The sequence below is a fragment of the Zobellia sp. OII3 genome, assembly GCF_002211465.1.
In the GTDB taxonomy this organism is placed as follows: Bacteria; Bacteroidota; Bacteroidia; order Flavobacteriales; family Flavobacteriaceae; genus Zobellia; species Zobellia galactanivorans.
Genome location: NZ_MWRZ01000004.1, coordinates 93,490 through 113,624, shown reverse-complemented (window position 1 = coordinate 113,624; position 20,135 = coordinate 93,490). Strand labels below are relative to the sequence as shown.

The 20,135-nt window shown below is 43.3% G+C and carries 12 protein-coding genes; 10 read left to right on the top strand and 2 right to left on the bottom strand.

Going from position 1 to position 20,135, the window contains the following annotated elements; genetic code table 11:
• Positions 1-60 precede the first annotated feature (60 nt).
• A complete protein-coding gene (locus B4Q04_RS13035) occupies positions 61-2,634 on the bottom strand; it encodes a DUF6923 family protein (RefSeq protein WP_088697068.1) in 2,574 nt (857 codons plus the stop codon).
• 271 nt (positions 2,635-2,905) lie between these two features.
• Here B4Q04_RS13035 and B4Q04_RS13030 point away from each other — a divergent pair, with 271 nt between their 5' ends.
• From B4Q04_RS13030 to B4Q04_RS13005, 6 genes are all read left to right on the top strand, one after another.
• The gene (locus B4Q04_RS13030) at positions 2,906-4,681 is read left to right on the top strand and encodes an AMP-dependent synthetase/ligase (protein WP_088697067.1); all 1,776 of its coding nucleotides are present in this window, start codon (positions 2,906-2,908) and stop codon (positions 4,679-4,681) included.
• 185 nt (positions 4,682-4,866) lie between these two features.
• On the top strand, positions 4,867-5,349 hold the full coding sequence (locus tag B4Q04_RS13025) for a MarR family winged helix-turn-helix transcriptional regulator (RefSeq protein ID WP_013991481.1): 483 nt from the start codon (positions 4,867-4,869) through the stop codon (positions 5,347-5,349).
• A 22-nt stretch (positions 5,350-5,371) separates the two neighbouring features.
• Positions 5,372-7,777, top strand: a complete 2,406-nt coding sequence (locus tag B4Q04_RS13020; RefSeq protein ID WP_088697066.1) for a 3-hydroxyacyl-CoA dehydrogenase/enoyl-CoA hydratase family protein — start codon at positions 5,372-5,374, stop codon at positions 7,775-7,777.
• A 44-nt stretch (positions 7,778-7,821) separates the two neighbouring features.
• Entirely contained in the window at positions 7,822-8,169 is a 348-nt protein-coding gene (locus B4Q04_RS13015) for a four helix bundle protein (protein ID WP_088697065.1), read from the top strand.
• A 39-nt stretch (positions 8,170-8,208) separates the two neighbouring features.
• Positions 8,209-9,399 carry an acetyl-CoA C-acyltransferase gene (locus B4Q04_RS13010; RefSeq protein WP_013991484.1) on the top strand — a complete coding sequence of 397 codons (1,191 nt, stop codon included), beginning with the start codon at positions 8,209-8,211 and terminating at the stop codon, positions 9,397-9,399.
• Between the two features lie 30 nt (positions 9,400-9,429).
• Positions 9,430-11,226, top strand: coding sequence for an acyl-CoA dehydrogenase family protein (locus B4Q04_RS13005; protein ID WP_088697064.1), 1,797 nt, complete (start codon positions 9,430-9,432; stop codon positions 11,224-11,226).
• 80 nt (positions 11,227-11,306) lie between these two features.
• Here the strand turns inward: B4Q04_RS13005 and B4Q04_RS13000 are convergent, their stop codons facing one another.
• A complete protein-coding gene (locus tag B4Q04_RS13000) occupies positions 11,307-13,109 on the bottom strand; it encodes a glycoside hydrolase family 15 protein (RefSeq protein WP_013991486.1) in 1,803 nt (600 codons plus the stop codon).
• 102 nt (positions 13,110-13,211) lie between these two features.
• On the opposite strand from B4Q04_RS13000, the gene B4Q04_RS12995 reads away from it, so the two are divergent.
• The 4 genes from B4Q04_RS12995 (at position 13,212) to B4Q04_RS12980 (ending at position 20,087) form a co-directional block, all read left to right on the top strand.
• Positions 13,212-15,422, top strand: a complete 2,211-nt coding sequence (locus tag B4Q04_RS12995; protein ID WP_013991487.1) for a bifunctional alpha,alpha-trehalose-phosphate synthase (UDP-forming)/trehalose-phosphatase — start codon at positions 13,212-13,214, stop codon at positions 15,420-15,422.
• A 288-nt stretch (positions 15,423-15,710) separates the two neighbouring features.
• Entirely contained in the window at positions 15,711-16,886 is a 1,176-nt protein-coding gene (locus tag B4Q04_RS12990; protein WP_088697063.1) for an MFS transporter, read from the top strand.
• Positions 16,887-16,990: 104 nt separating this feature from the next.
• Positions 16,991-18,349 (top strand): DEAD/DEAH box helicase, encoded by a 1,359-nt coding sequence (locus tag B4Q04_RS12985; protein ID WP_088697062.1) that lies wholly within the window; start codon positions 16,991-16,993, stop codon positions 18,347-18,349.
• A 124-nt stretch (positions 18,350-18,473) separates the two neighbouring features.
• Positions 18,474-20,087 (top strand): M1 family metallopeptidase, encoded by a 1,614-nt coding sequence (locus B4Q04_RS12980; protein WP_088697061.1) that lies wholly within the window; start codon positions 18,474-18,476, stop codon positions 20,085-20,087.
• The last annotated feature ends 48 nt before the right edge of the window (positions 20,088-20,135 follow it).

Sequence of the window (20,135 nt, the reverse complement as noted above, 5' to 3'; positions counted from 1 at the left end):
TTTGTAATACATTAGGGCGTGAAACTACATCCTTAACGCCGTACAAAAGTCTAAAAGACCTTATTTCACCATCAATTTATTGCTCCATATTTTATCATTGCTGCTCGTGATCTTATAGAAATAGAGTCCCGAAGTCAAATTGTTCCTTTTCAAGACAATACTATTCTGGCCCGCCTTGGTATCACCGCCCATATCATGCGATGAGATTTTTTTACCGGCCATATTGAAGAGTTCCAAGGTATAGCTTCCCGCACCTTCCTCGTAAAAATAGAGATGGGATTCTGATTGCATGGGGTTGGGAAACACAAGAGATTCCGAAGTGTCTTCGGAAATAAAAATTCTTTCTTCCTCATTGTTATTAAAGGAAATATTCGATAGGCTCATTTGCTTGCTTTCCTGACTTCCATCTTCGGACAATAAATTAAAATTGATGACTTTCAGACTCGAGAAATCGGTTGTCGCATTCGTTGCGCTTTTAAAATCGGAATACAACACATTGTAAGTTTTGGTCTCTCCCGTTAAATTCACTTGGGCCGAATAGGATGCCCCATCACCTTTTAGCAATTTTACTTCCAATACACCCGTTCCACTAGCGTCAAATGTCAACTTGCCGTAATCCGATAAATTGACCGGTGTAAACCGTGGACTCAGTGCACGATATACCCCAATATAGCTTGATGTTTTTCCACTCAACTCAACATTTCGTTCTACCGGATAACCATCTTCGATATAAGGTGCCTGTACAGGTTTTACTTCATAGTTATCTACCGTAGTACCTTCCGATGAAGCGTCTAACCCCCATGGGGCATCGGCCACAAATAGGTCATCGGGAGTACCATTGGCGATACTCACCCTAAAGCCGAAATCAAAAATATTCCCCGTACTTAAAGCTACTGAATCTAAGTAGCCTTCTATTGGCGCACTTAAGGTTATATTCTCAGAATCACTGGTTTCCGTCCTTTTAAGACCACCTTCCAATTGTATTTTCTCCGTTTTATTGTTGTTCACCAAATTAAGTACCACCTCTCCTTTGGCATATTTTGCCGATTTCACGAAAACCGGTGGGGGTGTAGAGCCCTTAAATTCAGATATTGGACTATGTACTTCCAAAAGGTTCAAAATCTCATCTGCAAGCAGTAAAAGATCATCTACCGTATTGGACCATATCTGAAAATTATAATAGGCCGTGTTGTCGGCGTAGGTATCAATATTCCAATGTGATTCCACCACAAATTCGTCGTTGGCATCCAATCGCACCGAAAAGGTCAATGCGAATTCGGTATTTCCATCGGGCTGTTTGATGATCGACTTGATAAAGTCTTTCTCCCTTAGCTGTATGGTGGATACCGATAACAGTTGGGCCCCAAGGAATCTGTCACAAATAAACTTACTATGTTCATACACCTTGTTATCGGTCTTGATAACCATCAATGCGCCTATATTATCGTCCTTCCTTAAATAATCTACCGAGTAGATATCGGAAGCATTCGTAAGGTCTAAAAGATCGGCCGGGGAAGACTCTATGGTACTGGTTTCACCGACCACATCTAAGGGAACCAATTGCTCCAAAGGAATAGCGTCTGCCGCAAATTTTCCCGTCTTGGCATAGGTTGAACCTTTCATCACCCTTTTGGCGCTAAGCTTATCAAACTTATAATTGGTTTTGGCCCGGTTGTAATTCCGCTCTCCGATAAGGGAAGATAACCGGTCATTGCTTTCCAAGCCCCCATCATTGGCACCAGAAGTAAGGTTTATGGTCGGACAAGAAGCTACTCCCGAACACGAAGGGTCATCACAATCCACAAGTCCGTCCCCATCATCATCCACCCCGTTGATACAATCTTCCTGTGGTACAGGGGCCGTAGGACACCTTGCCCCATCATTACTTGAGGCCGCAGGACCAAAGGCGAAAATATTGGATTTGATGGTACCCGAAACAATGTCTTGCACCTTTTCGATTTTATAAACAGCCCCGGTTTGGTTGGCCGAAATATAAAAATTGCCATCTACATCAAAATAAACGGCTCCAAAGGAATAATTCAGCCCCTCTAAAACCGGGACTTCCCCCAAAGGTTCCACTACTCCCGTTTCTGCGGAAATTCGATACAGCACATTCGTTCCCCGCTCTACCGTATACAGCTTATTATCTTGGGCATTAAAGGCCCAGTCGGCTATTGAAAGGCCTCGACTTAGAGAGAACTGCCCTAAATATTCGAGGTAGGTTTCAGATTCAGGGTTTAAATCGATTTTATAGTAAGAAGTGCCACCCGCTTTAAAGTAATAGATACCGTCCGTTGAAATATCGCCTACATATTTATTACCCGTAGGCAATTCCGGAATGGTATATTGCTCAACCTTAAAATCCTTACCTATACGAACAATAGATTGTGAAGGGGTTGATAAATACCCCCAGATATAACCATCGGTACTATTATAAGCTACCGCATTAACATTACCTGGCGTAATGTTTTCCGATACCAAATATGAACTGCCAGACGCTAGGTCTAATGCATAAATATCATTATATTGAAATAAATACGCATTGAAGTCACAATCGAACGGAGTGGACTGTGATTGCCCTATTGTACCCAATAATACGATCAGATACGTTAACTTTTGTAAAAAAAATTTCATAAGAAGTAGTTTTAAGGCATACTTTGGGTGTAAAAATGGGAGGAGTAAGAATTATTTTAAAAGCGTATGTTTTTTCTTACTTTGATGCTTCGTCAAAAGATATAACTATTTCATTTTCTTTTTATTGCGGTCTTATAAAATTATCGGTCGAAAAGAGCGTTCTTAGTAAGTGAAATAGTGATTTCTCATAAAACCAATATCAATTTTATGAAAGCTGTTTTAAAATCCCGTGTTCTTTCCCTAATTTGCAAGGACCTTTTAGATATATACTATGCAAGAAATTAGCCGACTTTTTGATTTCCCCTACTATCAGTTGGAAAAATTCAATCTGGAAAAATCACTCGTCTCCAAAAAGGATGGCAAGTGGATTTCCACATCGACCCAAGAATATATAGACCAAGCCAACGCCATGAGCCGTGCCCTACTGCGAATGGGGGTACGCCCTAATGATAAAATTGCCGTCATATCGATGACGAACCGAACGGAATGGAATATTATGGATATCGGCATTCTTCAACTAGGCGCGCAAAACGTTCCTATTTATCCCACTATTTCGGAAGAAGACTATGCTTATGTACTGAACCACTCAGGGGCTAAACTTTGTTTTGTTTCATGTGAAGAGGTCTACAAAAAAGTGAGTTCGGTAAAAGACCAGGTGCCGAGTCTTGAACATATCTATTCCTTCGATGAAATCGGCGAATGCGATAATTGGAAGAAAGTACTTGAACTCGGTGCCGACACCTCTAATCAAGAGGAAGTAGAACAATTAAAAAAACAGGTCAAGTCAGACGATTTGGCCACCCTTATCTATACATCGGGAACCACCGGAAGACCTAAAGGAGTGATGCTATCGCACAATAACCTGGTCAGCAACGCCCTGGAAAGCTCAAAGCGCTTTCCCATAGAAGACGGCAAGACCAAGGCACTTAGTTTCTTGCCTTTATGCCATGTGTACGAACGTATGTTGATCTATTTGTACCAATTCAGGGGCGTAACCATATACTATGCGGAGTCACTCGATAAGATCAGCGAGAACCTTAAGGAAACACAACCTCATGTAATGACGGCCGTACCTAGGCTTCTAGAGAAAGTGTACGATAAAATATACGCCAAGGGCGCCGAACTATCAGGCATTAAAAAAGCCTTGTTCTTTTGGGCGGTAAACCTAGGGTTAAAATATGAGCCCTACGGCAAGAACGGTTGGTGGTACGAACAGCAATTGTCCCTCGCCAGAAAATTAATTTTTAGCAAATGGAAAGAAGGCCTAGGCGGCAACCTAAGCTTGATCGCTTCAGGAAGTGCAGCCTTACAGCCCCGTTTATCACGTATTTTCAACGCTGCTGAATTCGGGCTCATGGAGGGTTACGGCCTTTCGGAAACATCACCGGTCATTTCGGTAAACGACATGCGCGATGGAGGTTTCCGCATAGGCACGGTCGGAAAACCAATAGACCGTACCGAAGTAAAGATTGCCAGTGACGGGGAAATCTGTATAAAAGGCCCACAGGTAATGTTGGGCTATTACAAAGACCCACAGAAAACCGAAGAGGTGATTATAGACGGCTATTTCCACACCGGCGATATCGGAGAATTGGACAGTGACGGCTTTTTAAAGATCACCGACCGTAAAAAAGAAATGTTCAAGACCTCCGGCGGCAAGTACGTAGCACCCCAACTCTTAGAGAACCGCTTCAAGCAATCTCGTTTTATCGAACAGATCATGGTTGTCGGTGAGGGAGAAAAAATGCCCGCAGCCCTCATTCAGCCCGATTTCGACTTTTTACACGAATGGGCCTCTAAACACAACATATCGGCTTCAAGCAATTCCGAAATCATTAAGAACGAACAGGTCTTGGCACGCTACCAACAAGAGGTCGACCTGGCTAACGAAAAATTTGCCAAGTGGGAGAAAGTGAAACAATTTCGTCTAACCCCCGATGTTTGGAGTATTAATGAAGGGCATCTTACCCCTACCCTTAAACTTCGACGTAAAATTGTCAAAGAAAAATATATGGATCTCTATAACGACATCTATGGGCGTTCATAGGCACTCCCTTCGAGCGCTATAAATTTTCGCCCGAAAATATTCTTTTCCCAAAAAGGACCCTACCCCATTACGAATAAGGTAATTTCTTCGTAGGAAGGTTGTTTAATTGGTTTAAAAAATCAAAAATATATTATGCATGCATAATATATTTTTGTATATTTGATAACCGACAACCCACCTTATGTATGAAAGATATTACAATAGACTACGCGCTGCGTGCCACATGGCAAGCGGTAGCCCGTATGTACAATGAAGAAGCCAAAAAATTCGATTCCACCATGGCCGTGGGTTTTACCCTATTGAGTGTCGACCCTAAGACCGGCACTCCCTCCACAGCCTTGGGCCCCAAAATGGGCATGGAAGCTACGAGCTTATCGCGTATTCTAAAAAGGATGGAAGAACAAGGCCTTATTGAACGAAAACCCAACCCTAATGACGGGCGCGGTGTTCTTATCTATTTGACAGACTTCGGTCTCGAAAAAAGAAACGATTCAAAAAACGTGGTCTTAAAATTTAACGAATCGGTCAGGAACAGTTTATCCGAAGAAAAGATAAATACCTTTTTTGAAGTTATGGAAACCATAAACGAACTCATAGCGGAAAAAACAATTTATACCAACGATAACCCAATAGGCGGTCAAGGTGCACTTGATCCAAAAACAGATTAATTAATAACCCAATAACTACATCGTGAACAAGCATATTAAAAAAGTAGCAGTCATTGGATCCGGAATCATGGGGAGTGGCATTGCTTGCCATTTCGCAAATATCGGAGTAGAAGTGTTATTGCTCGATATCGTTCCTAGAGAGTTGAACGATAAGGAAAAAGCAAAAGGATTAACCCTTGAAGACAAGGCCGTACGCAATCGATTGGTAAACGATTCATTGACGGCAGCCTTGAAATCTAAACCTTCACCCATCTATCATCAAAAATTCGCCTCGCGTATCACCACGGGAAACCTTGAAGACGATATCGCCAAGGTGAGTAAGGTAGACTGGATCATAGAAGTTGTGGTAGAGCGTCTTGATATCAAGAAGAAGGTTTTCGAAAATCTTGAAAAATACCGTACTCCCGGTACCTTGATTACCTCTAATACATCGGGTATCCCTATCAAATTTATGTCCGAAGGCCGAAGTGATGACTTCCAAAAGCATTTCTGCGGAACGCATTTCTTCAATCCGGCACGATACTTAAAACTTTTTGAAATCATTCCTGGCCCGAAAACCTCTCAAGAAGTCCTTGACTTTTTGAACGGATACGGGGAGAAGTTCTTAGGAAAGACTTCTGTTGTAGCCAAAGATACCCCAGCCTTTATTGGTAACCGCATCGGTATTTTTAGTATTCAAAGCCTTTTCCACACAGTGAAAGACATGGGCATGACCATTGAAGAGGTTGACAAACTTACCGGTCCCGTTATCGGCAGACCTAAATCGGCTACCTTTAGAACCGTTGATGTGGTCGGACTCGATACCTTGGTACACGTGGCCAACGGTATTCACGAAAATTGTAAGGACGATGAAAGGTTAGAACTTTTTAAACTCCCCGACTTCATCGATACCATGATGGAAAACAAATGGTTGGGAAGCAAAACCGGACAAGGGTTCTACAAAAAATCAAAAGATAAGGACGGAAAGACGGAAATCTTGACCTTGGATTTGGACACGATGGATTACCGTTCAAAGAAAAGTGCCAAGTTCGCCACGCTAGAGCTTACCAAAACCATTGATAAGGTGGTGGACCGTTTTGCCGTATTAGTTGGAGGAAAAGATAAGGCCGGCGAGTTTTACCGAAAGAGCTTCGGTCAATTATTCGCTTACGTATCGCACAGGATTCCTGAAATAACCGATGAACTTTACAAGATTGACGATGCTATGAAAGCCGGTTTTGGCTGGGAACACGGACCTTTCCAAATTTGGGATGCCGTTGGTTTGGATAAAGGGTTGGAATTCGTTCAAGCCGAAGGCCTAGAGGCCGCTGCTTGGGTAAAAGAAATGAAAGCTTCCGGACACGACTCGTTCTATTCGGTGAAAGATGGGGCTTCTTATTTCTATGATATCCCTAAAAAGTCCATGGAAAAAATACCGGGACAAGATGCCTTTATCATTTTAGATAATATCAGAAAGACCAAAGAAGTATTTAAAAACAGTGGTGTTGTTATCGAAGATTTGGGCGATGGCATTTTAAATGTCGAGTTTCAGTCGAAAATGAACACCATCGGCGGTGACGTCCTTGCCGGTCTGAACAAGGCCATTGACCTTGCCGAGAAAGATTTTCAAGGTTTGGTTGTCGGTAACCAAGCGGCAAACTTCTCTGTAGGGGCCAATATCGGTATGATTTTTATGATGGCCGTTGAGCAAGAATATGACGAGCTTAATATGGCTATTAAAATGTTCCAAGATACGATGATGCGTATGCGCTACTCGGCTATCCCTACGGTCTCTGCCCCACACGGCATGACCCTTGGTGGTGGATGTGAGCTTTCACTTCACGCGGATAAGGTCGTAGCTGCGGCAGAAACCTATATCGGTCTTGTAGAATTTGGTGTTGGTGTTATCCCCGGTGGAGGTGGCTCAAAGGAGTTTGCCGTGAGAGCACAGGATACCTTTAAAAAGAACGATGTTGAACTAAACGTCTTGCAAGAGTATTTCTTGACCATCGGTATGGCCAAAGTTTCTACTTCGGCTTACGAAGCCTATGATTTAGGTATTCTTCAACATGGAAAAGATATCGTAGTGGTGAACAAAGACCGCCAGATTGCGACAGCTAAGGCACATGCCAAACTGATGGCCGAAGCCGGATATACACAACCCGTAAAACGAAAAGATATCAAAGTACTTGGTAAACAAGCTTTGGGTATGTTCTTAGTGGGCACTGATTCTATGGAAGCTAGCCACTACATCAGTGAGCACGACAAGAAAATCGCAAATAAATTGGCCTATGTCATGGCCGGTGGCGATTTATCGGAGCCTACTTTGGTAAACGAACAATATCTATTGGATTTAGAGCGTGAGGCTTTCTTATCGCTTTGTACCGAACGCAAAACGCTCGAGCGTATCCAACACATGTTAAAGACAGGTAAACCTTTAAGAAATTAATTATAAATAAGTATTGAGATATTAGAATTGGGAAATTAGATATAATGCATAAAGTAGTAAATTTAAAAATATGGAAGAAGGCTATTGAATTAGCTAAATCCATTTATCTACTAGCAGCTGATTTGCCTTCCGAAGAAAAATACGGGCTAGTTTCTCAAATTAAAAGATGCTCTGTATCAATTCCTTCAAATATAGCAGAAGGAGCTGGTAGAAATTCGCAAAAAGAGTTTAAACATTTTTTGAGTATTGCAAATGGTTCAGCTTATGAACTTCAAACTCAGTTAATACTCTTAATCGAATTAAACTTAATAAAAAAAGAAAAAGTAAAACCAGTAATTGACGTTTGTGTTGAAATTCAAAAAATGAATTATTCGTTTCAAAAAACATTATAGATCTCAATACAATAAACTCAATACTCAATACCATTTAAAATGAAAACTGCATATATAGTTAAAGCATACAGAACGGCTGTCGGAAAAGCTCCGAAAGGTGTTTTTAGGTTCAAGCGAACAGATGAGCTCGCCGCGGAGACCATTGAATACATGATGAAAGAATTGCCCGATTTTGATAAAAAACGGATCGATGACGTCATCGTTGGTAACGCCATGCCAGAAGGATCGCAAGGGCTGAACATGGCCCGATTGATTTCTTTAATGGGACTGGACATTGTTGATGTTCCCGGGGTTACGGTAAACCGATTTTGTTCTTCAGGTATTGAAACCATTGGTATTGCCACTGCAAAAATTCAGGCGGGAATGGCCGATTGTATTATAGCCGGTGGGGCCGAAAGTATGAGTTCCGTCCCTATGACGGGATATAAAACCGAATTGAACTACGATTTGGTAAGTGAAGGCCATGAAGATTACTACTGGGGCATGGGAAATACTGCCGAAGCTGTAGCCAACGAGTACAAAGTATCTCGTGAAGACCAAGATGAGTTTGCTTACAATTCGCACATGAAAGCTTTGAAGGCGCAGGCGGAAGACCGTTTTCAAGATCAGATCGTTCCTATTGAAGTAGAGCAAACCTACATTGACGAAAATGGAAAAAAAGCCACTAGAAAATACACCGTGACCAAAGATGAGGGCCCTAGAAAAGGAACTTCCATAGAGGTACTGAATAAATTACGCCCCGTTTTTGCGGCCGGTGGTAGCGTTACCGCAGGTAACTCTTCGCAGATGAGCGATGGTGCCGCATTTGTATTGGTAATGAGCGAAGATATGGTCAAGGAACTTAATCTCGAGCCTATCGCCCGTTTGGTGAATTATGCCGCTGCCGGCGTACCCCCAAGAATTATGGGTATCGGTCCGGTTGCCGCCATTCCAAAAGCTTTAAAACAGGCTGGCCTAAAACAAGATGACATAGAGCTTATCGAGTTGAACGAAGCCTTCGCTTCACAATCACTTGCGGTAATACGCGAACTCGGATTGAACCAAGACATCGTAAACGTTAACGGAGGTGCTATTGCACTGGGGCACCCATTGGGCTGTACCGGTGGCAAATTATCGGTGCAACTATTCGATGAGATGAGAAAACGGAATATGCAAGGCAAGTACGGCATGGTAACTATGTGTGTAGGTACAGGTCAAGGCGCTGCCGGCATCTACGAATTTTTGAACTAACACAAGAAAACTAACATTAAGCAAAAAACTATGAGCAAAGAAATTCTACGTGGTGGTCAGTTTTTGGTAAAAGAGACCAATTGCGAAGACATCTTCACTTTAGAAGATTTGAACGAAGAGCAGAAAATGATGCGCGAAAGTACCAAGGAGTTCGTTGATCGCGAACTATGGGCGCATTGGGAACGCTTTGAAAAGAAAGATTACGCCTACACCGAAGCGTGTATGCGCAAGGCGGGCGAACTCGGACTCTTAAGTGTTGCCGTACCCGAATCTTATGGAGGAATGGGCATGGGCTTTGTTTCTACCATGTTGGTCTGTGACTATATTTCGGGGGCTACAGGTTCTTTTAGTACCGCTTTCGGTGCACATACAGGTATTGGTACTATGCCTATCACCCTGTACGGAACCGAAGAGCAAAAACAGAAATATGTTCCTAAATTGGCTTCTGGCGAATGGTTCGGTGCCTATTGTTTGACCGAACCTGGCGCGGGATCTGATGCCAATTCGGGTAAAACAAAAGCGGTACTTTCCGACGATGGAAAATACTACAGCATTACCGGACAGAAAATGTGGATTTCGAATGCTGGTTTTTGTAACCTCTTCATTGTTTTTGCCCGTATAGTAGACGATAAGAACATTACCGGTTTCATTGTTGAGAACGACCCTGAAAACGGTATCTCATTCGGTGATGAAGAAAAAAAATTAGGGATCCACTCCTCCTCGACCCGTCAGGTGTTCTTTAACGACACCAAAGTACCGGTAGAAAATATGCTCTCTGAAAGGGGCAACGGATTCAAGATCGCGATGAACGCCTTGAACATAGGCCGTATTAAATTGGCCGCAGCCTGCTTAGATGCCCAAAGACGGGTAATCAAAGAGGCGGTGACCTATGCCAATGAACGCATTCAATTTAAGACACCGATTATCAATTTTGGCGCGATCAAAGCCAAAATCGCCAATATGGCCACCAATGCCTATGCCGGTGAATCGGCCAGTTATCGTGCCGCCAAGAACATTGAAGACCGTATTGCCATTCGTGAAGCCGAAGGCAATTCGCATCAAGAGGCCGAATTAAAAGGTGTTGAAGAATACGCCATCGAATGTTCTATCTTAAAGGTGGCCGTTTCCGAAGATGTTCAAAACACCACCGATGAAGGTATTCAGATTTTCGGAGGAATGGGCTTTAGTGCCGATGCCCCAATGGAAAAGGCATGGAGAGATGCCCGTATCGCCCGTATTTACGAAGGAACCAACGAAATCAACAGAATGTTGGCCGTTGGTATGCTGGTTAAAAAAGCAATGAAAGGCCATGTAGACCTATTAGGTCCGGCTACGGCAGTAGGTGAAGAATTAATGGGAATCCCATCGTTTGATACCCCTGATTTTTCAGAGTTGTTTGCCGAAGAAAAAGATTTGATCAAGAGGTTGAAAAAAGTCTTCTTGATGGTTGCCGGAAGTGCCGTTCAAAAATTTGGTCCTGAATTGGAAAAACACCAACAATTGATGCTTGCCGCCGCCGATATACTGATTGAAGTATACATGGCCGAAAGTACCATCTTGAGAACCGAGAAAAATGCGAAACGCTCTGGGGAGGATTCCCAAAAAACCCAGATCGCCATGTCTAAATTGTACTTATACAATGCTACCGAAACCATAATCCAAAAAGGGAAAGAGGCCATTGTCTCTTTTGCCGAAGGTGACGAGCAACGTATGATGCTTATGGGCTTGAAACGTTTCACCAAATACACGAACAATCCCAATGTGGTTGCCCTGCGCACACAAATCGCAGATCGAATCGCCGCTGATAACGGATACACTTTCGATTAGTGTTTATGAATGGATGAGAAATAAAAAACACCCCGGCCGGGGTGTTTTTTTATTATTGGATTTCTTTTATAAAAAAGGACTTACGCACGCATAGACTCCTTGATATCCTCGTTGGAATCTTTTTTTGAAAAGTTAACGGCACACTCGATCAATGCCAAATGGGAATAAGCTTGCGGGAAGTTCCCCAGCAACCTTTTGGTCTTAAAATCCAAATCTTCACTGAAGAGTCCCAAATGGTTACTATACCCGAGTAATTTTTCGAATAGCTCAAGCGCCTGGTCGTGTTCCCCAATTTTAAACAAGCTGTTCACATACCAAAAAGTACAGACCGTAAACGATGATGAAGGCAGTCCAAAATCGTCTTCATTCTTGTATCTATATAGCAGTCCATCATTGCTCAACTCCTTACCAATGGCCCTTACCGTGCTCTTATAACGCTCATCGGAGGCGTCAACGCAACCGTAAGATTCCATAAGTAAAACGGAGGCATCCAAATGTTTGGACCCGTACGATTGGGTGTACGCCCCTACTTCCTCGTTCCAGGCATTTTCGTAGATATCGTTCCAGATTTCCTCCCTCAAGGGCTTCCATTTTTCTATTTTATGGTGCTTTCCTAACATTTCCGCCACCTTTATGGCCCTATCCAAAGCCGTCCAACACAATACTTTCGAGAAGGTAAAGTGCCGGTCTTCGGTACGGAATTCCCATATCCCCTTATCCGCTTCATGCCAATGGTTTCCAACGATCCAAACGATTCCCTTGGTAATCGACCACAAGTCTTCACCGTTTTCGATATCTACGCTAAACTTTACCATCTGTTCGTAGATTACATCCATAAGGATCCCATAAATATCGTTCTGCTTTTGGTGATATGCGGCATTTCCGATACGTACTGGCTTTGACCCTTTGTAACCGCTTAAATGCTCTAAGGTTTCCTCGGTCAATTTTTTCTCCTTGTTGATCCCGTACATAATCTGTAGTTTCTCGGCCTTATCGGGAATCAAGTCGATAATAAACTTCAAATAGCGTCGGGCTATGTTCTTATGGCCCAATTCAGACACCACTTTTATTACCATGGAAGCATCGCGAATCCAACAAAAACGATAATCCCAGTTTCTTACCTCCCCTATGGTTTCGGGCAAGGAGGTAGTAGCTGCGGCCAATACCGCACCGGTTTTATCGTAACTCAATAGTTTTAGGGTTAGCGCACTCCTTGAAATTTCTTCGTTGAACTTTTTATATATGGGTGTCCGAGCAGACCAGTTCAACCAATAGACCTTGGTACTCTCTAGTTCCAAATAGGCCTTGTTCGTTGTGGTCGGGAATATTTTCTCGTTATAGCCCATTAAGAAAAAACCATCTTCGGTCAAACTGATTTCCTTTCCGTACAGTACGGCTTCCTTATCAAAGGAAGTATAAAGAAATACGGTATCAAACTTGATTTCATGGGTTAAGCTGGCAATGAAATCCTTTTTAATATAACTCTTGGTCTCCCCTTGGGCATATTCCAATTTGGGGTCGTAGCGTACCTTGAACTTTGGCTTACCCTCTACCAACCTAATATATCTTATAAATTCGGGCGGAGCCACATAGCTACCGTCTTCTTTATGATAACGCGGCATGAAATCATGGACTTCAAAACAATTATCCCCATCGGTAAACGTGGTTATTAAAATACAGGTCCTTGGTTCATATCGTTGTTCTATAGTATATTTTTCATCGACCAAAAACTCAAAACTCCCTCCGATTTCCTCATCTAAAAGTTTCGCAAATACCGAAGGGGAATCAAATTCTGGTAAACAGCACCAATCGACACTACCCGTCTTAGATATTAATGCTGCACTTCGACAATTTCCTATTATTCCGTAGTCTAAACTATCCATTCAATAAAATTGTTAATTCAATCAGGGTTCGTATTGTAATTGCCCTTCTTTTTCACGAAATTTAGAGAAATTAAATATAAAACACCGCAAAATATCCGATTTATGGGCAAAACTATCATAATCTCAAATAGACTACCCGTTCAGTTGCAAATCAGCAACGGAACCATTACCGCAATACCGAGTGTTGGCGGTTTAGCTACAGGTATGAAATCTGTACATTCGAGCGGAGACAGCTTGTGGATCGGGTGGAGCGGACTCACGGAAGAGGATATTGTACCGGAGTTGGAACCTAAGATCGATGAGGCCCTTGCTGCGCACGGTTCTTCCAAGGTGAAGCTTACCGAAAAGGAAGTGGACGGCTTTTACTACGGATTCAGTAACCGGACTATCTGGCCTTTGTTCCACTATTTTTTAGAGTATTCCGAGTTTCAACTGGACTATTGGAATACCTATAAGAAGGTAAACCAAAAATTTGCCGATGCCATTTTGGCAAAAGCGGAAGACGGCGATACCATTTGGGTGCACGACTACCAACTCATGTTGGTGCCACAAATGGTCCGCAAAGAACGACCCAATGTTTCCATAGGATTCTTTTTGCACATCCCGTTTCCCTCTTTCGAAATTTTCAGGACACTACCTTGGCGTGAAGAACTGTTGGAAGGCGTTTTAGGCTCCGACCTTATCGGTTTTCATACCTACGACTACGAAAGACACTTTCTTAGCTCCGTAAGACGTTTGTTGGGGCTGGAGGTGAGCTTTAACGATATCTCCATGGGCGACCGGTTGATCAAAGTGGATTCCTTTCCTATGGGTATCGATTACAAGAAGTTCAGCGATGCGGCCAAAATACACTACAACAGGGCCGAAGATGAACAATCCGAATTACAGCAACGTTTAAATGCCCATAAGAAGACCGACCCCGAAGCCAAATTCTTTTTATCCATAGACCGTTTGGACTACAGTAAGGGAATTGCCAAACGATTGAACGCCTTTGAGTATTTTCTAAATAAATATCCACAATATAAAGAGAAGGTAAGGTTGATCATATTGGCCGTCCCCTCCAGATCCAATGTGCCACAGTACCAATTATTGAAAAGGGAGATAGACGAGCTTGTGGGCCGTATAAACGGTGAGTTTTCAACCGTAAGCTGGACCCCCATCTGGTATTTCTACCGATCCATGCCCTTTGAAAACCTTATCGACCTTTATACTTCCAGTGATATTGCCTGGCTTACGCCACTGCGCGACGGTATGAATTTGGTAGCCAAAGAGTACATCGCCACCAGAACCGACAAAACCGGTGTTTTGATCCTGAGCGAAATGGCGGGATCGGCCAACGAAATGAACGAATCACTACTGGTCAACCCCAATAACTTTGAACAAACGGCCGATGCCTTGCACGAAGCGATAAACATGCCGGTAGAAGAACAAAAAGCCCGGAATTCAATACTGCAAAAGAGATTGGCACGCTACAATGTGGAAAAATGGGCCAACGACTTTATGACCTCGCTTAAATCGCAAAAGGAACGCGATGCGGCCAATGTTTCGCGTAAACTGACCGATAAGTTATTGGAGTCTATATCCGTACAATATTCCAAAGCGAAAAAAAGATTACTATTCCTCGATTATGACGGAACGCTCGCCGGTTTTCACAACGACCCGCAAAAAGCAGGTCCCGACGAACAATTATACGAACTGTTGGACATATTGAACGAGCAACCCAATACCGTTCTTTACTTAATAAGCGGTAGGGACAAAGATACCTTTACCCAATGGTTCTTGCCCAAAAAGTACAATATGATCGTTGAGCACGGGGTATGGATCTCGCAGGAAGGTGAACCCTTTAGAATGCTGGAAAACGTTAAGAACGACTGGATGGAAAAGGTGCGCCCCGTATTGGAATCCTTTGTAGACCGTACACCGGGAAGCTTTATCGAAGAGAAGAACTATAGCTTGGCCTGGCACTACAGAAAAACCGATCCCGATTTTGGTAGCAAACGCGCCATGGAGCTTTCCACAACCTTGACCAGCCTTATCGGCACCGACGACCTGAGCCTGCTCAACGGAAACAAAGTGGTGGAAGTAAAGAGCAGTAACGTAAACAAGGGCCGGGCTTCGGTACGGATCCTGGGTGAGGACGAATACGATTTTGTCTTTGCCATCGGCGATGACTGGACAGACGAGTTCATGTTTCAAGAATTACCGGAAAGCACGGTCACCGTAAAAGTGGGCATACAAAAAACAGCGGCCAAATATTATGTAGAGAGCACACAAAAAGTTAGGGGACTCCTGCAAAAATTTGCCGAACTGTAAAATCGCCTTGCCCTATACGCTCAAAAAACATACGAAGTACGGCCATACCGTTTGAATAAATACAATTCAGTCCAACAGGATATCAGGGTATACCTGTTGGACATCCTATAAAGAAACGGAAGGACCGAGAAACACAAAAATGGGCAAACCAAGAACCACATTATCACCGATAATAAAACTAGTGGCAAAAAGAAGTCTACCTCTGCAGGCGTCCCCTCTTGTACAGTTGCCCTTTACGCGCATGAAAAAGACAATAATGCCAGGGCCACTTTTGTTCCGTAAATTATATTGAAGCCGCGCGCCCACATACTCCCCATAATCATCCTCTCGCAATTTGCCTGCACCTCTTTATGGTTTGCCGGCAATGCCATTGTAGATGAACTGACGCTTAAAACGGGATTAGGACCTGAAATCATTGGCTACGTGCTCTCTTCGGTACAATTGGGCTTTATCATCGGCACTTTGGTCTTTGGCCTTTTTATGATTGCCGACCGGTTTTCGCCCTCCCGAGTATTTCTCATCTGCTCCCTTTTAGCCGCCCTCTGCAATTTTCTACTGCTCTCTGAAACCTTATCGAAGTGGACCTTGCTCTTCGCCCGTTTCGGTACGGGATTTTTTCTTGCCGGCATTTATCCCGTGGGCATGAAAATAGCGGCAGATTATTACCAAAAAGGATTGGGAAAGGCCTTGGGCTATTTGGTAGGCGCCCTTGTCTTGGGAACCGCCTTCCCCTATTTTGTGAGCGGTACCAGTTTGGGCAAGGATTTTACCTTGGTCATAAAAATTACTTCCGCCCTTGCCATAATGGGCGGTGTGGCCTTATGGGCATTCGTCCCCAACGGCCCCTTCCGTAAGCCCAGTGCCAAGCTTTCGCTAGGTGCGGGGCCCTTACTTTTTAAATTACACAGTTTTAGACAGGCCGCTTTTGGGTATTTTGGCCATATGTGGGAGCTTTACGCCTTTTGGGCCTTTACCCCACTCGCCCTTCAAACCTATAATACAATGTGGGCTTCGGAGATATCCGTTCCCTTATCCACTGGAATGATCATTGCCTTAGGTGGACTTTCCTGCGTGTTTGGAGGATTGCTATCCTTGCGAAGCGGAAGTCGAAAAGTGGCGGTGGTCTCCCTGCTTCTTTCCGGTCTTTTCTGCTTAATTTCCCCCGTACTCTTTACCCTCCCCTCGGGATTGTTTTTGGCCGGTTGGTGTTTTTGGGGGATGGCCATTACCGCAGACTCCCCTCAATTTTCAAACCTGGTGGCCACCTCGGTTCCACCCGAATTAAAAGGTACGGCACTGACCCTCGTAAATTGCATCGGTTTTGCTATTAGCATTTTCAGCATACAATTGCTTTCCTTCTTAGCGGAAACCTTCGACATTACCTACCTCTTTATCGCTTTGGCCTTGGGGCCTTTCATCGGACTCTTGGGTTTGCTTGGAAGAAAGCACAGGCATGTTCGATAGCATATCGGTAAAACGATATCGTCATTCTTTCAATCTCCCCAATAATTCTTATAATTAGTTCAAATACACACGCAAATAGGATTTTTCTTAATTACTTTTACACAATGGACACTTTCGATGATTTTAAGATTAAAAAACAGTTAAAAAAGGCCATTGTTGATTTAGGGCTTGAAAAGCCGACCCCTATTCAACAAGCGTCGTATTCTACCATTCTTGGTGGCTCCGATTTTGTGGGAATTGCACAGACCGGAACCGGAAAAACAATTGCATACCTGCTACCCATCTTACAGGATTTGAAATTTTCAGACCAACTACATCCTCGGGTAGTCATTCTGGCACCGACCCGCGAACTTGTAATTCAAATTGTAGAAGAAATAGAAAAATTAACACCCTTCCTTAGCGTAAGGGCTCTTGGCGTCTTCGGAGGCTCTAACAACATAAATCGTCAAAAAAGAGCCGTTGCAGAGGGGCAAGACATCATCGTAGGTACGCCCCAAAGGTTGTACGACTTGGTTCTGGCCAACGTCTTGCGACTCAAATCGGTAAAAAAACTAGTAATCGATGAAGTTGACATTATGCTCGACTTTGGCTATAAAACACAGTTAAAGAACATCTTTGAATACCTTCCCAAGAAACGGCAGAACATTCTTTTTTCGGCTACCATGACGACCTACATAGATGAATTAATGGACGATTTTCTGATCAACCCCGTTAAAAAAACCATCTCTATCAGTGGTACACCTTTAGAGACTATAAAACAAGAGTCTTATACGGCCCCTAATTTTTACACCAAGGCCAACCTACTGAACCATTTATTGAAAGACCGGGAAGAATATAATAAAGTCTTGATTTTTGTTGCGAGCAAGGTCGATGCCGATAGGTTGTTTGAAGTGCTCGATTTTGAATCTGAAATATCGGTCATCCATTCAGGTAAGGAGCAAAACTATCGTACCAAATCCATAGAAAAATTCGAAAGCGGTAAAAGCAGGATCCTAATTGCTACCGATGTTATATCCCGTGGAATCGATATAGAAAAAATCAGTACCGTAATCAGTTTTGACACCCCTTATTATCCTGAAAACTACATCCACCGTATTGGGAGGACCGGTAGGGCCGGGGAAAAAGGACGGTCTATCCTCCTTTATAATGAAAAGGAGACCATTTTAAAGGAAGCCATTGAAGAGTTGATGAATTACGCCATCCCCTTCAATGAATTTCCAAAGGAAGTGGAAATAAGTTCAAAACTCACTCCCGAAGAGGATGTCAAGCCCATAGACCCCAACAATGAATTGGACGACGACCAAGCACACAAGGCCGGGGCTTCCTTTCATGAAAAATCGGCCAAGAACCGCAAGAAAAAGCCCGAACTAAAGAGCTACGAGAGAAAACTAAAAAAGAAATACAAGAAGCCGCAAAAGCGAGGAGACAAAATACAAAACAAAAAAAGCAGGAAAAAGAGGTAATACATTCCTTAAAGAAAGGCGTTCTATCAAAACAAGCTTTCCTTTAAATTTTACAGAAAAGCGGAATCCAAAAAGCATAAGCCGCTATCTTGAACCTGTTTCTAATTCCATATACCCAATACCAATGAAACGGATATTAATTTTAACTATGATGATGGTTGCCACCGCAACCTATGCCCAACAATTCACAGAACAAGACAGCCTGAGGGGGAGCATTACCCCGGAACGCGAATGGTGGGACCTCAACTATTATCATCTTGACGTAGCCGTAGACCCCGACAAAAAGTTCATTTCAGGAAGCAATACCATTCGCTATAAAGTCTTAAAGAAAAATCAGGTGATGCAGGTTGACCTACAGCCTCCGATGACCATAGAAAAGGTAACCCAAGACGGCCAAGAACTACAGGTAGCCCATAATGGCAATGCCCATTTCGTACATCTGAAAAAGATCCAGAAAAAGGGAGATTTCAATGAGATCAAGGTATACTATTCCGGTCACCCGAAAGAAGCGGTAAGAGCTCCTTGGGACGGCGGGTTCTCTTGGAAAAAAGACAATAAGGGCAAAGACTTCGTAGCCACCTCGAACCAAGGCCTGGGAGCCAGCGTGTGGTGGCCCAACAAAGACCATATGTACGACGAGGTAGATAGTATGCTTATCAGCGTAAAGGCCCCAAAAGGGCTAATGGATGTCTCCAACGGCAGGTTGAGAAAAGTCGACAAAGACACCAATACCTACCACTGGTTCGTATCGAACCCCATTAACAACTATGGCGTAAATATCAACATAGGGGACTATGTACACTTTGGTGAAAAGTACAATGGGGAAAAAGGTATATTAGACATGGATTATTACGTGCTCCGCGATAATCTTGAAAAGGCCAAGGAACATTTTAAGGACGCCCCAAAAATGATGAAGGCCTTTGAACACTGGTTCGGCCCCTACCCTTTTTACGAAGACAGTTTTAAACTGGTAGAAGTTCCTTACCTCGGCATGGAACACCAAAGTTCGGTTACCTACGGAAATCAATATATGAAGGGGTATTTAGGAAGAGACCTTTCAGGAACCGGATGGGGGCTGAAATTCGATTTTATTATCATTCACGAAGCCGGACACGAGTGGTTCGCCAACAACATTACCTACAAAGATGTGGCCGATATGTGGGTACATGAAGGGTTTACCGCCTATTCGGAAAACTTGTTCGTGGACTTTTACTATGGAAAAGAGGCCGCCGCCGATTATGTAATCGGTACCCGTGCAAGCATTCAAAACGACAAACCGATCATTGGCCCGTACAACGTAAACGTAGAGGGGTCAAAAGATATGTACTATAAAGGGGCCAACCTTCTACATACGATAAGACAGCTAGTAAACGACGATGAAAAATGGCGACAGATCCTTAGGGGGCTAAACCGTGAGTTCTACCATCAAACGGTAACTACCGATCAAATTGAAGATTATATTTCCCATCACGCAAAAATAGACCTTTCAAAGGTGTTCGACCAGTATTTACGTACGGCAAAGATTCCTATGTTCGAGTACGAGGTGGATGGAAACGAGGTAAAATACCGATATACGAACGTTATAGCAGGTTTTAATATGCCTTTAAAAGTCTGGGTCGACGGTACGGCACATATCCTTAAACCGACCGGAAAGTGGAAAAAGCAAAAACTGGATGGAGATCTATCGACATTGGAAGTAGACCGGAATTATTACGTAGACCAGCAATTTTTACCCTAGCGTAATTTGCTTACTCCCCATAAAAAAAGCGGCCCACATAAATGTAGG